Source organism: Megasphaera intestinihominis, assembly GCF_040096415.1.
Taxonomy (GTDB): Bacteria; Bacillota; Negativicutes; order Veillonellales; family Megasphaeraceae; genus Megasphaera; species Megasphaera intestinihominis.
The window spans coordinates 1-14074 of sequence record NZ_JBBMEU010000058.1; the positions used below are offsets into that span (position 1 = coordinate 1).

At 54.0% G+C, this 14074-nt stretch carries 14 protein-coding genes; 13 read left to right on the forward strand and 1 reads right to left on the reverse strand.

Annotation, left to right across the window (positions count from 1 at the left end; genetic code table 11):
- The first annotated feature begins 165 nt into the window (after positions 1 to 165).
- From WMO23_RS09030 to phoU, 7 genes are all read left to right on the forward strand, one after another.
- Entirely contained in the window at positions 166 to 849 is a 684-nt protein-coding gene (locus WMO23_RS09030; protein ID WP_020311750.1) for a response regulator transcription factor, read from the forward strand.
- Entirely contained in the window at positions 846 to 2546 is a 1701-nt protein-coding gene (locus tag WMO23_RS09035) for a sensor histidine kinase (protein ID WP_292105516.1), read from the forward strand. The genes WMO23_RS09030 and WMO23_RS09035 overlap by 4 nt, the downstream gene beginning before the upstream one ends.
- Before the next feature lie 210 nt (positions 2547 to 2756).
- A complete protein-coding gene (locus WMO23_RS09040) occupies positions 2757 to 3635 on the forward strand; it encodes a phosphate ABC transporter substrate-binding protein (protein WP_292108240.1) in 879 nt (292 codons plus the stop codon).
- Positions 3636 to 3653: 18 nt separating this feature from the next.
- Positions 3654 to 4577 carry a phosphate ABC transporter permease subunit PstC gene (pstC, locus tag WMO23_RS09045; RefSeq protein ID WP_292108241.1) on the forward strand — a complete coding sequence of 308 codons (924 nt, stop codon included), beginning with the start codon at positions 3654 to 3656 and terminating at the stop codon, positions 4575 to 4577.
- 1 nt (position 4578) lies between these two features.
- A complete protein-coding gene (pstA, locus tag WMO23_RS09050; protein WP_292108242.1) occupies positions 4579 to 5457 on the forward strand; it encodes a phosphate ABC transporter permease PstA in 879 nt (292 codons plus the stop codon).
- Complete coding sequence (gene pstB / locus WMO23_RS09055) at positions 5457 to 6314, forward strand: phosphate ABC transporter ATP-binding protein PstB (RefSeq protein ID WP_296820543.1); 858 nt, start codon at positions 5457 to 5459, stop codon at positions 6312 to 6314. The genes pstA and pstB overlap by 1 nt, the downstream gene beginning before the upstream one ends.
- A 17-nt stretch (positions 6315 to 6331) precedes the next feature.
- Positions 6332 to 6982 carry a phosphate signaling complex protein PhoU gene (phoU, locus tag WMO23_RS09060; RefSeq protein ID WP_292108244.1) on the forward strand — a complete coding sequence of 217 codons (651 nt, stop codon included), beginning with the start codon at positions 6332 to 6334 and terminating at the stop codon, positions 6980 to 6982.
- A 325-nt stretch (positions 6983 to 7307) separates the two neighbouring features.
- Here phoU and WMO23_RS09065 read toward each other — a convergent pair whose 3' ends face one another.
- Positions 7308 to 8243, reverse strand: coding sequence for a YitT family protein (locus WMO23_RS09065; protein ID WP_020311756.1), 936 nt, complete (start codon positions 8241 to 8243; stop codon positions 7308 to 7310).
- 194 nt (positions 8244 to 8437) lie between these two features.
- On the opposite strand from WMO23_RS09065, the gene ispE reads away from it, so the two are divergent.
- From ispE to WMO23_RS09095, 6 genes are all read left to right on the forward strand, one after another.
- Positions 8438 to 9286, forward strand: a complete 849-nt coding sequence (gene ispE / locus WMO23_RS09070) for a 4-(cytidine 5'-diphospho)-2-C-methyl-D-erythritol kinase (protein ID WP_239639733.1) — start codon at positions 8438 to 8440, stop codon at positions 9284 to 9286.
- Between the two features lie 22 nt (positions 9287 to 9308).
- Entirely contained in the window at positions 9309 to 10046 is a 738-nt protein-coding gene (locus tag WMO23_RS09075; protein ID WP_020723879.1) for a GntR family transcriptional regulator, read from the forward strand.
- A 20-nt stretch (positions 10047 to 10066) separates the two neighbouring features.
- Positions 10067 to 10228 (forward strand): hypothetical protein, encoded by a 162-nt coding sequence (locus WMO23_RS09080; protein WP_014015072.1) that lies wholly within the window; start codon positions 10067 to 10069, stop codon positions 10226 to 10228.
- Positions 10229 to 10260: 32 nt separating this feature from the next.
- Positions 10261 to 11550 carry an NPN-dependent 2-hydroxyacid racemase, LarAH10 family gene (gene larAH10, locus WMO23_RS09085; protein WP_020310781.1) on the forward strand — a complete coding sequence of 430 codons (1290 nt, stop codon included), beginning with the start codon at positions 10261 to 10263 and terminating at the stop codon, positions 11548 to 11550.
- Between the two features lie 345 nt (positions 11551 to 11895).
- Positions 11896 to 13296 carry an FAD-binding oxidoreductase gene (locus tag WMO23_RS09090; RefSeq protein ID WP_020310780.1) on the forward strand — a complete coding sequence of 467 codons (1401 nt, stop codon included), beginning with the start codon at positions 11896 to 11898 and terminating at the stop codon, positions 13294 to 13296.
- Positions 13297 to 13549: 253 nt separating this feature from the next.
- Complete coding sequence (locus WMO23_RS09095; RefSeq protein ID WP_020310779.1) at positions 13550 to 13996, forward strand: flavodoxin family protein; 447 nt, start codon at positions 13550 to 13552, stop codon at positions 13994 to 13996.
- The last annotated feature ends 78 nt before the right edge of the window (positions 13997 to 14074 follow it).

Sequence of the window (14074 nt, forward strand, 5' to 3'; positions counted from 1 at the left end):
ACGACCATAAAGCTATGATGTTTTTGCATACATAAAAAGAGCCTGTGCACGATTACGTGCGACAGGCCCTTTTTTTACCCTCTTTTTACAGGGCGTATTTGCATTTTTGCGCTATAATGGAATAAAGTGAGAAAACTAGATTTTACATGAAAGGACTGTCGCTTTATGCCTTTGATTTACTGTGTAGAAGATGATGAAAATATTCGTGAACTCGTCGGTTATGCCCTGCGCAGCCAGGACTTCGAGGTGGAAACCTTTGCTGACAGCAAGGAATTCTGGCCGGCTTTGGAGAAGCGGACACCGGCTTTGTTCCTCTTGGATATCATGCTGCCCGGTGAAAGCGGCAATGATATCCTTGACAAACTGCGCAAGACTCAGCAGTACAAGACACTGCCCGTCATCATGCTGACGGCCAAGACCAGCGAATACGATATCGTCAGGGGCCTCGATGGTGGCGCCGATGACTACGTCTGCAAGCCCTTCGGCATCGTCGAGCTCATTTCCCGCATCCGCGCCGTCCTGCGCCGTTCGGGCCGGCAGAGTACGGAAACGAACCTCTATACGTATGGCACCGTTTCCCTGGACCAGGAAAAACATATCGTAACCGTCGACGGCAAGCCCTGCCACTTGACGGTCAAGGAATTTGAACTCCTGCGCTACCTCCTGGTCAATACGGATATCGTCCTCAAGCGGGAACAGATCATGGAAGCCGTTTGGGGCTTCACGTATGAAGGCGAAAGCCGGACCATCGATATGCACATCAAGAGCCTGCGCCAGAAACTGGGCGACGGCGGCAAGATTATCCATACTGTGCGCGGCGTGGGCTATGTCATCGGAGGGAACGTATGAAGCGGAAAGTCTACCTCAGCCTGCTGACCATGGGGCTGGCCTGTATGGCCGTGACCCTGCTCATTTCGACGTGGTTCTTCTGGAACTCCACGCAGCACCAGATACAGCAGGAACTGGTCATGGCCATGGACGTCGTCGAGACGACGATCGAGGAAGGGAAGGATACGTCCGTGTATTTGAAGAAACTCGGCGTCCACGAGACGGATGGCCTGCGCATTACCTGGATCAATACCGATGGCGATGTCCTCTTTGAATCGGACTATGACAAAGGGGTCATGGAAAATCACCTGGCCCGGCCGGAAGTCCAAGAGGCCATCGAGAACGGCAAGGGGACGGCCGTCCGCGATTCCCAGACCGTATCCAAGGCCCTCTATTATTATGCTAAGAAACTGCCCGACGGGACAATCCTGCGGGTCAGTCTGGAACGGGATGCTTTTTACGCCCATTTCCTCAGCCTCCTGCCCTGGGCGCTGCTGCTCCTGGGCTTGTCGGCCCTGGCCTGCATCAAGGTGTCGCGCTTGCTGACGACGAGCCTCCTCAGCCCGCTCCGGCAGACGGCCCGGTTCATCCGCCAGATCAACGACACCGACGTGAAGATGGTGCAGCCGCCGCGGGTCGACCATGAATTGCAGCCTTTGGTCGATAAGATTTTTTTGCAGAGCCAGACCATTACCGACAATATGCGCAGCCTCGAACAGCAACGCAATATCATGCGCCTCATCATGGAAAATCTCCAGGAAGGCGTCATCCTGACGGACCAGGCCTGCGGCATTGCCGGTCTCAACCTGCGGGCCGCCCATTTCCTCGGCGCCGGCCAGACCCAGGACGTCTTGCAGCGCAATCTGAAGGAACTCCTGCCCGATGTATCCTGGGATACGCTGCAGCACATCGACAGTGCCTGTGACGTGAAACTGACCCGGGCCGACCGACTGTACCTGCTGACCATCCAGCCTGTCTATAAAGATGATGATTTCTATGGCATGCTCTTCATCATCGACGACGTGACCGAACAGGAGCACCGGGAACAGCTGCGCCGGGAATTCACGTCCAACGTATCGCACGAACTGAAGACGCCCCTCACGTCGATCAGCGGCTTTGCCGAAGTATTGTCGACGGGCATTTTCAAGAATAAAGACGATGTCATCCATTTCGGCACACTTATCCGCAAGGAAGCCCTGCGCCTCTTGCAGATGATTGAAGAAATCATGCACCTGGCCCGCATCGAAGACGGCAAGCGCCAAATCCATCCCGAACGGCTGCGCCTCAGCGGTTTGATTCAGGATATCGTAGAATTCATGGAACCGGTCCTGATGGAAAAGAAAGTCACTGTCCACTGTACCATGGACGATACGGAAGTATGGGCGGACCGCGGCCTGTTCCGGGAAATGATCATGAACCTCCTGGATAATGCCGTCAAGTACAACCGGCCTGGCGGCCATGTCTACATCGATGTCCGCCACGACGGCCATAAGGCTTTCTTCGTCATCCGCGACACGGGCATCGGCATCCCGGAAGATAAACAGCAGCGCGTCTTTGAACGCTTTTACCGGGCCGATTCCAGCCGTTCCCGCAAGATCAAGGGGACGGGCCTGGGCCTGGCCATCGTCAAGCACATCGTCGAACAGCATCACGGTACCATTGCCTTGAACAGCAAAGAAAACGAAGGCACGACCATCACCGTCACCCTGCCGATGTAGGGGGAATCCGTAGGGGCTTGCACGTGGCAACGCATCGGGCGCCCCACGGGACGCCCCTACAAAAAAAAGAGGCTGTCTTAATGCGACAGCCTCTTTTTTTACAATATTTTACAATACATACATAAAGTCCTTACATCTCCTTGGTAGGATAAAACTGTATTCAGAATCAGGAACATCTCAGATTCGTTTATTTAAAGGAGAGGATTTTTTATGAAGTGGAAAAAGTTAGTTCTTGTCGCCTTAGCTGCTACCATGGCCATTGGGGCTGCCGGTTGCGGAAGTCAGCAGAAAGCTGATTCCGGGAAAGGCGCTGCTGTTTCCGGAAGCATTACCGGTTCTGGTTCTTCGGCTTTGCTGCCGTTGGTCAAAGATGCTGCCGAAAAATTCAAGGCCAACAATAAGGACGTTACGATCACTCTTAATGCCGGCGGTTCTGGCACGGGTCTGAAACAGGTTTCCGATGGTTCTGTCGATATGGGTAACTCCGACGTACCGGCTGAAACGAAACTGGACAAAGCTAAAGCTGAAAAGCTGGAAGACCACAAAGTCTGTGTCATGACAGTCGCTACGATCATCAATAAAGACGTCGGCGTCAAGAACTTGACCCGTCAGCAGTTGCAGGACGTATTCACGGCCAAAGTCACCAACTGGAAAGATGTCGGCGGTAAAGATATGCCTATCGTTCTGGTTACCCGCCCGAAGACGTCCGGTACGCGTGCCCTGTTCAAACAGTACGCTATCAACGGTGCTGAAGAAGCGGACAACAAATCCCTGGAAACGGATAACTCCGGTATCCTCATCCAGAGCGTCGCTCAGAATCCGGGTGCTATCGGCTATGTCGCTCTGCCGTATCTGCTCAATAACGACACGGTCGATTCCGTTTCTATCGATGGCGTAGCTCCGACACTGGAAAACACCTATAACAGTACATACAGTGTATGGGGTTATGAACACATCTACACCAGCAAAGAACCGAAAGCTGCCGTCAAGGCCTTCATCGAATACATCACAGGCGCTGATTACGGCAAACGCATCGAAGAACTCGGCTATGGCGTAAGCTCGAAGATGCAGACCAAAGAAGTTCACTAATTTACTGGAGGAGCGGGTATGAATACAATCGAAATGGTAGTCCAACGGGCTCACCGCAACGAGAAAGCAGCCAAAACGTTCATCACTATTTGCGGCATCGGTATGGCACTGGTGCCGCTTCTCATTGGCGCTTTTCTCTTCATTAAAGGTACAGATACATTTTTCACATTTGGCCACAGCGTGACGGAATTCCTTTTTTCCGGTCAGTGGAAGCCTAGCGATACGGCAGAAGGTGGCGGTCAGGTCGGCGCAGCTATGTTCCTGGCTGGCTCGCTGGTCACCTGTCTCTTGTCGCTGATCATTTCCCTGCCTTTCAGTCTGGCATCGTCCATTTACATGACGGAAATCGCGACGCCCCAGCGGCGCCGCCTCATTCAGCCGGCTATCGAATTGTTCACGGGTATCCCGTCGGTTGTCTATGGCTTCGTCGGCATGACCGTCCTCATTCCGGCACTGCGTCATATTTTCCCCATGCCTTTTGGCTTTTCCGTTTTAGCTGCCGGCATTGTCCTGGCTATCATGATTTTCCCGACCATTACGACCATGGCCGCCGATGCCATGGCCGCCGTGCCCAAGTCGTGGCGTGAAGCTTCTTATGGCCTCGGCGCGACGCGCTGGGAAACGATTGCCCACGTCGTACTTCCGGCCGCCAAGAGCGGTATCTTCACCGGCATCATCCTGGGCCTGGCCCGCGCTTTGGGCGAAGCCCTGGCTGTCGCCATGGTCATCGGCCAGATGAAAGTCTTCCCGACGTCCCTGTTCCTGCCGGCCTGCACGCTGACGACGGCTATTTCGGCCGATATGGGCGGCGCCATGGAAGGCGGCGAATACAACGCTGCTTTGTGGACGATGGCTCTGGTCCTGTTCCTGCTGTCATTTCTGTTCATCTTTGTAATCCACCAGATCAATGCCGCTTCCGAATTAAAAGGAGGACGGAGTTAATATGACAAGTATTGAAACGAAAAAACAGAAAGATAAAATGATGACGGCCATCTTTACCGGCGGTGCCGCCTTTGCCGTCATCCTGCTCATCGCCTTTGTCCTCTACGTCGTCGTCAGCGGCGTCAGCGGCATGACCCCGCAGCTCCTGTCCTTCAGCCCGACCGGTCTGGGGAACATGTTCTTCAATACGATTTACCTCGTCGTTCTGGCCCTCGTCGCCAGTACCATTACGGGGATCCCTGCCGGTATCTTCCTGGCCGAATACGCCAAGAAAGGGCGCATCACTCATTGGGTCCGCATGGCCGTCGAAACCCTGGCCTCCCTGCCGTCTATCGTCGTCGGCTTGTTCGGCTACCTGGTCTTCATCGTCATGACCGGTTCTCAGTGGAACCTCATGGCCGGCGCCCTGGCCGTATCCATCCTGACCCTGCCTTTGGTCACGTCCGTTACCGAAGACGCCCTGCGCAACTTGCCGCCGAGCTACCGCAACGGCAGCCTGGGCCTGGGTGCCTCTCATTGGCAGACTATCTGGCACGTCCTCTTGCCGGCCTGCTTCCCGCGCATCATGACCGGCCTCATCCTGGCCGCCGGCCGTGGCTTCGGTGAAGCCGCTGCCCTGATGTTCACGGCCGGTATGTCGACAGACATCGACTGGACGAACTGGGATATTACGGCCACGTCGTGTCCGCTCAATCCCTTCCGTCCCGGCGAAACACTGGCCCTTCACATCTGGGCCTTGCGTACGGAAGCCCTTCATGCAGACGCTGCCCAGCAGGCTGCTGCGTCGTCGGCCATCCTGATGATCATGGTCCTCGTCTTCAGTCTGGCTGCACGCTACTTCAGCTATCGAATTGACAAGAAAATGGGAGGAAATAAATAATGGCAGAAATGACTACGACGCTGACCGGCTTTGCCGCAGCGACGATTGAAAAGAAACGGGCTGCAGAAGCCGTACAGGAAGGCGCACAGGCTGCTACGGGTACGGCGGAATATACCTTTGATGTCAGCCACATGGACCTCTTCTATAATGAGTTCCAGGCCTTGAAAGACATTAACATGAAAATCAGGAAAAATGAAATCACAGCCCTCATCGGCCCGTCGGGCTGTGGCAAGTCGACGTTCCTCAAGACGCTGAACCGCATGAACGACTGGGTCGAAGGCTGCCGGGTCACTGGCGATATCCGCTTTGAAGGCAAGGATATCTTCAAGGAAGTCGACCCCCTGGCCCTGCGTTACCGTGTCGGCATGGTCTTCCAGCAGCCGACGCCGTTCCCGAAGAGCATCTATGAAAATATCGCTTATGGTCCGCGTATCCAGGGCATCAAGGATAAGAAGCAGCTCGATGCTATCGTCGAAAAGAGCCTGCGCCAGGCTGCCTGCTGGGATGAAATGAAGGACCGCCTCAATAAGAGCGCTCTCGGTCTTTCCGGCGGCCAGCAGCAGCGTCTCTGCATTGCCCGTACCTTGGCAGCGGATCCGTCAGTCATCCTCATGGACGAACCGACATCGGCATTGGACCCGATTTCGACGCAGAAAATTGAAGACCTGGCCTTGGAACTGAAGGAAAAATATACCATTGTCATCGTCACGCACAGCATGCAGCAGGCTCGCCGCATTTCCGACAAGACGGCATTTTTCCTCTTAGGCAAACTCATTGAATACAATAATACCCTGGACATGTTTACCAATCCGTCTAATCCTAAGACGGAAGAATACATTACCGGCCGTTTCGGTTAAGAGGAGGAAAGGGACTTATGCTGGAAGTTTACGAAAAATCCGTAGCAGAATTGAAACACGATATGATTAACCTGGGCATGAAGGTCGAACAGGCCGTCGAAAATGCCTGGAAAGCGCTGGAAGACAAGGACATCGAATTGGCTCAGCGCATTTACGATGGCGACGATGTCATCGATGATTTGGTCAAGAACTGTATGAAGAAAGACTTGACCATCAGTATGATGCAGGGTCCCGTAGCGGCTGACTATCGGAGCTTGATGGCGACGTTGAAAATCCTCTCCGACTTAGAACGGATTGCCGATCACTGCGCCGACATCAGCCACTACGTCATCCATTTGGAACAGACCCATCACAACGTGCCCTTGCCGCAGGGCATTAAGGAAATGTACGGCGTCATGGCCTCCATGGTCAGCGATGTTATCGATTTCTACAAGGAACGGGGCACTTCGTCTCAGGCCAGCCTCATGCGTGATAAAGACGATATCGTCGACCAGTCTTTCAATAACCTCATGGAAACCTTGGCTGCCGAAATGGCGGCTCATCCGGAAAACTCCAAGGATTACATCGACCTGGTCCTGGTCATAAAATACATCGAACGCATGGCCGACCACGCCAACAATATCGCCGAATGGCTCATCTACCGCGATACCAACGAAATCCGTATTTAGTAATTTGTAGGGGCGCCCACGTAGGGCGCCCGCTTTCGTATATGTGGGAATTTCGTACAGTGCCAGGTTCGTGATATGTGATATGTGGGGCCGCTGCATGATGGTTTATGCTATCATGCGGCGGCCCCTTTTTGCTTTATATTTTGTAGTGCGGAGTTTGTAGTTTGCAGAGAAAACCTTTAAAAGCCATTCGCTAACCACTAACCACTAACCACTAGCCACTTAAAAGGAGCTGCCGCATGTGCGACAGCTCCTTTTTGGCTCCCATCATAGGGGAGCTGGCCGCCAAAGGCGGTCTGAGAGGTTGGTACGAATCACTAGTTCCCTAATATTCTGGCGGCATGTTCTTTTTCGTATGCGGCATGGAGAGGGCATCGCCGGGATACTGGTGGTATTTGACGGGTGATGTCGTGAAGCCGCGGCCTACGACTTCCGAGGCGTCGCTGATGATCATGAAAGCCTGGGGGTCGAGTTTGTTGACGATTTCTTTGACTTTGGCCACTTCGGTCAGTTTTATGACGGCGTAGATGACCCGTTTATCCTGCATGGTATAGGCGCCCTGGCCATGGAGATAGGTGGCGCCGTGGCCGACGTAGCGCATGAGGACCTGGGCGATCGGCGTGGCCCGGTTGGAAATGATGATGACGCTTTTACGCTGTTTCAGGCCGATGACGACTTTGTTGGTAATGAAGGCGGCGATGTAGATGGCGACGAAGGTCAGGACGGCTCGTTCCAGGGAGAAGAGCCAGGCTGCGGCCAGGAGGATGACCAGATTGAGAATCATCGTGACCGTACCCATTTCCAGGGAATAATATTTCTTGACGATGGCACCGATGACGTCCAGGCCGCCGCTGTTGCCATTGTATTTGTAGATGATGCCGAAGCCGATGCCCGACAAGATACCGCCGGTAATGGATGACAGCATGGCGTCGTGCATGATGTTCCACGTCGACAGGAAGGACGTGACATCGACCAGGACCGAGAGCATGATTGTACCGACGATGCTTAGGACTGTATAGCTGCGGCCCATGAATTTGTAGCAGGCGATCATGATCGGGATGTTGAGGATGAAGATGCCAATGCCGACGGGGAGGCCGGTCAGGAAGTAGAACATGATAGCTACCCCGCTGAGGCCGCTGCTCAATAAGTGGAAGGGGATGAAGAAGGCATTCATGCCGATGGCGACGACCAGACTGCCGACAAAGGACGCCAGGTAGGGGACGGCTAATTCCCAAAGGGTAGGTGAAGTCAGGGTTTTCATAATTTTTTTTCCTCCGTGTTGAATGAAGAATTGTAAAGTAAAGGAAAAAACGGTATAATCATTATAGTATAATGATGAAAGTGTGCATTCACAGAGGATGCGCAAAGGGCGCTGTTCTCTGCTGTCGTCTCATTATAACATAGGGAAAATTTTAATCAATAAGACAATGCACATTTTATGCACGGAGTGAAAGTATGATGAATATAGTAGAAAAAGGATATGGGAAAATTAATCTGGCCCTGGCCATAACTGACCGTCGTGCCGATGGTTATCACAATATTGATACTATCTTTCAATCGATAGGCCTTTGCGATACCGTGACCGTGAGCGAAGCCGATGCGTTCGAGCTCACTTGTTCGCAGCCGTCGCTGGCCTGCGACGAAACGAATCTGGCCTATAAGGCTTGGAAGGCACTTTGTCCGTATAAAAAGGACAATCAACAAGTGACCATCCATATCGAAAAGCATATCCCCATCGCCGCCGGACTGGCCGGCGGCAGTACCGATTGCGCCGCTGTCCTGCGCGGCCTCAACCGCCTCTGGGGGCTGGAGCTGCCAGAAACAGAACTCTGCCGTCTCGGTGCCGGTCTCGGTGCCGACGTGCCTTTCTGCATCTGTGGCGGCACCATGCGCGGCACCGGTATCGGCGAGGAACTGAAACGCCTGCCGCCCCTGCCGGCGTGGTCCGTGGTCATCGTCCATCCCCGCGTGCCCGTACAGACCAAACAGGCCTATGCCCTGTTCGACAGCCGGATCCAGACGGCGCCCGTCGCTGTCGATGCCGTCGAGCAGGCCGTCCGGGCCGGCGATTTCCAGGGATTGACGGCGGCCATGGGGAATACCTTTGAGGAACTGATCATTCCCAATGTGCCGCAAGTCGCCGATTGTCAGCAGCGCCTGACCGCGTTAGGCCTGCAGCCGCTCATGGCCGGCAGTGGGCCGACGGTGTTCGCCCTGGTCCCGCCTGGACAGGAAGAGACCGTCCGCAGCCAGACGGCGTCGTGGCATGATGTCGACGTATACATGACGGCCATAGTGAAATGAGTGGAAGGTGAGAGATAGAACGATGAAAACCACGAAAAGACAACATGCATTAGAACCGATTAAATTAGATGCTTATAAGCCGCTGCGCGAAGTCGTCAGCGAAACCCTGCGCCAGGCCATCAAGGACGGCGTACTCAAACCGGGGGAACGGCTCATGGAAATCCAGCTGGCCGATGAACTCGGCGTCAGCCGGACGCCGATCCGCGAAGCCATCCGCAAATTGGAACTGGAAGGCTTCGTCGTCATGGTTCCCCGGCGCGGGACGTATGTCGCCGATATTTCCTTGAAGGATATCGCCCAGGTCTTCGAGATCCGCAGCGCCCTGGAAGAACTGGCAGCCGGCCTGGCAGCTGAACGGATCACGCCGGACGAACTGGAATACCTGGAACGGATCCTCGTCGAAATCAACGAATATATCGACAACGACGAATTCGATAAGATCGTCGATGCCGACGTCCGTTTCCATGACGTCCTCTATCATGCCAGCCGGAACCAGCGCCTCGTCGATATACTCAATAATCTGCGCGAACAGATGCTGCGCTTCCGCTCCATTTCCATGCACTATCCCGGCCGCCTGGCAGCGACGTGGGAAGAACATCGGCAGATGGTGGAAAACATTGCCGATCACAACAGTGCCATGGCCCGCAAAGTCGCCAAGAAGCACATGGAAAATTCCGAACGGACCCTGCTCAAGGGCATCAGCAAAGACGAAGAGTCGGCCCGGCGCGTTCATGAATTATTTCCGCACGGCGGAGAATAAGGAAAGGAAGCGACCATCGGATGGGACATTTTCTCTTGAACCATTTCCGCCATGTCCACGAGAAGTCGGAACATATGGATGACTTTGAAAACTTTTTGTATATCCTGACCTACATCTTGTTCGTCTGTCTGTTTATCCGCTCCCTGGTCGCCTTGTACATGGGACGCTGGAACTTGTTCTAAAACTATATTTATATTAAAGAGGGGTATTTTTTATGATGAAGACTTTTTCTCTTCCCTTTGGGAAGGGTACACAGACCGTTTCGCTCGATGAAGCACACGTATTGTATGACCTGCACGGCAATCCCGTCGATGCCGTAGCCGATGAACAGGAAGCCATCCGACAGGCTCTGCGCCACCCTATCGGCAGCGCACCGCTCAAAGACGTCGTCCAGGCCGGCGATACGGTAGCTATCATCGTCAGTGACATTACCCGTCTGGTCCATACGGCACAGATGCTGCCGGTCATCGTCGATGAATTGAACCAGGCCGGCGTCCGGGACGAACAGATTACCGTCGTCACGGCCCAGGGGACGCACCGGGCCCATAGGCCGGAAGAAGACGTCATCGTCTGCGGCGAAGACATGGTCAAGCGCGTCAAAGTCGTCAGCCATGACTGCCGCGATGCGTCGCAGCTGACCAAAATCGGGACGACGACGCATGGCAATGACGTCTATCTCGACTCGCACGTCGTCCAGGCCGATAAAGTCATCTTGACCGGCGCCGTATCCTTCCATCCCATGGCCGGTTTTGGCGGCGGCCGCAAAGCCGTCCTGCCCGGCGTTGCCAGCTATGAAACGATCATGCGCAACCACGCCATGGCCTTGACCGATACCTTTGGCGGCGGCTGCAATCCCCGATGCGAAACGAGTCTGTTGGAAGACAATCCCCTCCACGACGATATGAAACAGGCCGCAGCCCTGCTCAATCCCTGTTTTCTGGTCAACACCGTCTTTTCTGCAGACGGCGATCTCTATGAAGTCGTCGGCGGCCATTGGTACGATGCCTGGAAAAAAGGCTGTGACGACTTGCTGCACATCGCCAGCGTTCCCATCCAGGAACTGGCGGATATTACCATCGCATCGGCCGGCGGCTATCCCAAGGACATGAACCTCTACCAGAGCATGAAGGCGCCCATGAACGCCGTCTTCGCCACCAAGCCGGGCGGCACGATGATCCTGACCCTGGACTGCCCGGATATCAAAGAACCGGCCATCTTTACGGACTGGTTCTTCCGCAGCGACATGGAAGCCTTTGAAAGGGACTTGCGGGCAGACTTTTCCATTCCCGCCTTCGTCGCCTTCAAGTCGCACTGCATTTTCCGCTCCATGAAGGCGGTATACGTCGTCACGCGGCCGGAAAACTTCGACATCATCCGTCACAGTGGCCTCATCCCGGCAGCAACACTGGAAGAAGCCTGGGAAAAAGCGCAGGCCGATCTGCCGGAAGACTACAAAGTCACTGTCATGGGCCACGCCGCCGCCACTTTCCCCGTTCGGCAGTAGGGGCTTGTCCTGTTCGGCACGCTTGTGGGACGATCGTGTTCGTGGTTCGTAGCATATACCCAAATGCTCATACCCACGATTCACAGCGGGTCGCCTTTTAGGCGACCCCTACGGAAAAAGGCACTGTCTTCATGTGACAGTGCCTTTTATGCTCTACGGTTATACGTTTTACCATATTTATTACGTTTGTGCATGTATTAAAATGACTAAACTGTATATCTTTTTTTTACAATTTCCAAGACAAATGGCACCTTGTGTACTATAATATTCATAATTCACGAGAAATAGTTGCAATAAGTGAAATGATGGTTCCATTTTTCATTAAAAAGTAAAGGGGTTCTTACAATGAAAGAATATAATCCGGTTACAGCTGAAGTCATCGACGCTTTGAAAGCCGTCGTCGGTGATAAATATGTAAAGACCGATGCCGATGTCCTGGACATCTATAAATCCGATGAAAGCCTGGCACCGTCCTTCTGGAAGACACCGGAAGTCGTCGTCCTGCCGGCTAATACCCAGGAAGTTTCGGAAATCATGAAGATCGCCAACCGCTTCGACGTCCCGGTCACGCCGCGCAGTGCCGGCACCAGCGTCAGCTGCGGCGCCGTTCCGGCTTATAAAGGCATCGTCCTGCTCATGGAACGGATGAACCACATCATCGAATTGAACGAAGATGGCATGTATATGACCGTCGAAGCCGGTGTCCGCACTATCGACATCCAGAATGCAGCCCGCAAAAAGGGCCTGCTCTACGCCGGTGACCCGTGCAGCTCCGACAGCTGCCTCATCGGCGGCAACTTGGCTACCAACGCCGGCGGCAACAAAGCCGTCCGCTATGGCACGACGCGCCACCAGGTCTACTCCATTGAAGCCGTCCTGCCGACGGGCAAGATCGTCAACCTCGGCGCTACTTTAAAGAAATGCTCAACCGGCTTCTGCCTGGACCAGCTTATCATCGGTTCCGAAGGAACCTTGGGCATCATCACCAAGGCAACGTTGAAGCTCGTTCCCTTGCCGCCGTATAAACTCGACGTCCTGGCCGTCTTCACGGACCTGGCCAAGGCGACGGCTCTGGTACCGAAACTGATTAAAGCCGGCCTCAACCCGACATCTGTCGAATTCATGGATAACAACTTCGTCCGCAGCGCCAGCGATTACAGCGACTTGAAACTGCCTCACTACGAAGATGGCTGTTATGATATCATTTCCATCGAAACCTTCAATGAAGACGAATTGGACGATAAAATGGAAAAATTGGCCGCTGTCTGTGAAGAATGTGGGGCTACGGACATCGTCGAAGCCGACGACCGCGTCTGGAAAGTCCGCCGCAACTGCCTGGAAAGCACGCGCGTCTTCTCGAAAGTCGCCACGTCGGAAGACTTGGTCGTTCCGGTCACGAAAATCGCCGACTGCATCCAGACCCTGGTCAAGGAAAGCAAGAACTACGATTTCCGCGTCTTCTGCCTGGCCCACGCCGGTGACGGCAACCTCCATTTCCAGATCCTCAAATGCGATATGAGCGACGAAGACTGGGAAAAACAGCTGAAGGAATTCCGGACCAAAGCGTATAAATACGTCTACGGCTTGGGCGGCCGCCTGTCCGGTGAACACGGCATCGGCTTGAAGCGCCTGAAATACATGGAAGAATATACGGATCCGGCCGAATTGGACCTCATGAAGACCATCAAACGCGCCGTCGACCCGAAATGGATCCTCAACCCGGGGAAAGTCATCGAAGAAAACTAAATAAGTTTAAGTTGTAGGGGCGCCCACGTGGGGCGCCCGTTTACGTTATCATGCGACAGAACGAAAGGCTCCCCTGATAGGGGAGCTGGCCGCCGAAGGCGGTCTGAGAGGTTTACTTAAACGTATTACTTTAAACTATAAAGAAACAGCTTAAAATTATAAATTAACTATTGGACAATGGCAGCCTTTTTATGTTATACTAGTAGTACATAAAACGATAATTAGTATCAAAATATAAAAAGGAGATGTTATGATGAACGCCATTGTTGTGTATTCTTCTCAGACCGGACGTATTGAACAAATTGCACATGCCATCGCCGCAGGCCTTCCGCAGGGGACGCCCTGCGTCAGTGTCGACGACATGCCCGATGACTTTTCATCGTATGACTGCGTCTTTGCCGGTTTTTGGATCGACGAGAACCAGGCGGACCCTAAAGGGCAGGAAGCGTTGAAGAAAATCGGCAACGACCACGTCGCCGTCTTTGCCACGCTCTACGACGATCCCTATTCGGATCAGGCCTCCAAGCACCTGCGCAGTGCCGTAGAGCTCCTCGAGCCTGACAGCGGCGTCATAGGGACGTACGTCGCCTGGACGGACAAGGACAAGTACATGCATCGGCCGGAAGCGGGGGAAGACCTGCACCTGGACCGGGCCAAGGCCTTTGCCCAGGATACACTGAGCCGCCTCAAAGGCCAGTAAGCTGCAGAAAAGGCGCTGTCGCATGAAGACAGCGCCTTTTTTATGCTGTAGGGGACGCCCATAGGGCGTGCCGCCTTG

What these genes read in the sequence shown, in the direction of transcription:
- WMO23_RS09030 (WP_020311750.1), top strand. Translation starts at nt 166, where the DNA reads ATGCCTTTGATTTACTGTGTAGAAGATGATGAAAATATTCGTGAACTC.
- WMO23_RS09035 (WP_292105516.1), top strand. Translation starts at nt 846, where the DNA reads ATGAAGCGGAAAGTCTACCTCAGCCTGCTGACCATGGGGCTGGCCTGT.
- WMO23_RS09040 (WP_292108240.1), top strand. Translation starts at nt 2,757, where the DNA reads ATGAAGTGGAAAAAGTTAGTTCTTGTCGCCTTAGCTGCTACCATGGCC.
- pstC (WP_292108241.1), top strand. Translation starts at nt 3,654, where the DNA reads ATGAATACAATCGAAATGGTAGTCCAACGGGCTCACCGCAACGAGAAA.
- pstA (WP_292108242.1), top strand. Translation starts at nt 4,579, where the DNA reads ATGACAAGTATTGAAACGAAAAAACAGAAAGATAAAATGATGACGGCC.
- pstB (WP_296820543.1), top strand. Translation starts at nt 5,457, where the DNA reads ATGGCAGAAATGACTACGACGCTGACCGGCTTTGCCGCAGCGACGATT.
- phoU (WP_292108244.1), top strand. Translation starts at nt 6,332, where the DNA reads ATGCTGGAAGTTTACGAAAAATCCGTAGCAGAATTGAAACACGATATG.
- WMO23_RS09065 (WP_020311756.1), bottom strand. Translation starts at nt 8,243, where the DNA reads ATGAAAACCCTGACTTCACCTACCCTTTGGGAATTAGCCGTCCCCTAC.
- ispE (WP_239639733.1), top strand. Translation starts at nt 8,438, where the DNA reads ATGATGAATATAGTAGAAAAAGGATATGGGAAAATTAATCTGGCCCTG.
- WMO23_RS09075 (WP_020723879.1), top strand. Translation starts at nt 9,309, where the DNA reads ATGAAAACCACGAAAAGACAACATGCATTAGAACCGATTAAATTAGAT.
- WMO23_RS09080 (WP_014015072.1), top strand. Translation starts at nt 10,067, where the DNA reads ATGGGACATTTTCTCTTGAACCATTTCCGCCATGTCCACGAGAAGTCG.
- larAH10 (WP_020310781.1), top strand. Translation starts at nt 10,261, where the DNA reads ATGATGAAGACTTTTTCTCTTCCCTTTGGGAAGGGTACACAGACCGTT.
- WMO23_RS09090 (WP_020310780.1), top strand. Translation starts at nt 11,896, where the DNA reads ATGAAAGAATATAATCCGGTTACAGCTGAAGTCATCGACGCTTTGAAA.
- WMO23_RS09095 (WP_020310779.1), top strand. Translation starts at nt 13,550, where the DNA reads ATGAACGCCATTGTTGTGTATTCTTCTCAGACCGGACGTATTGAACAA.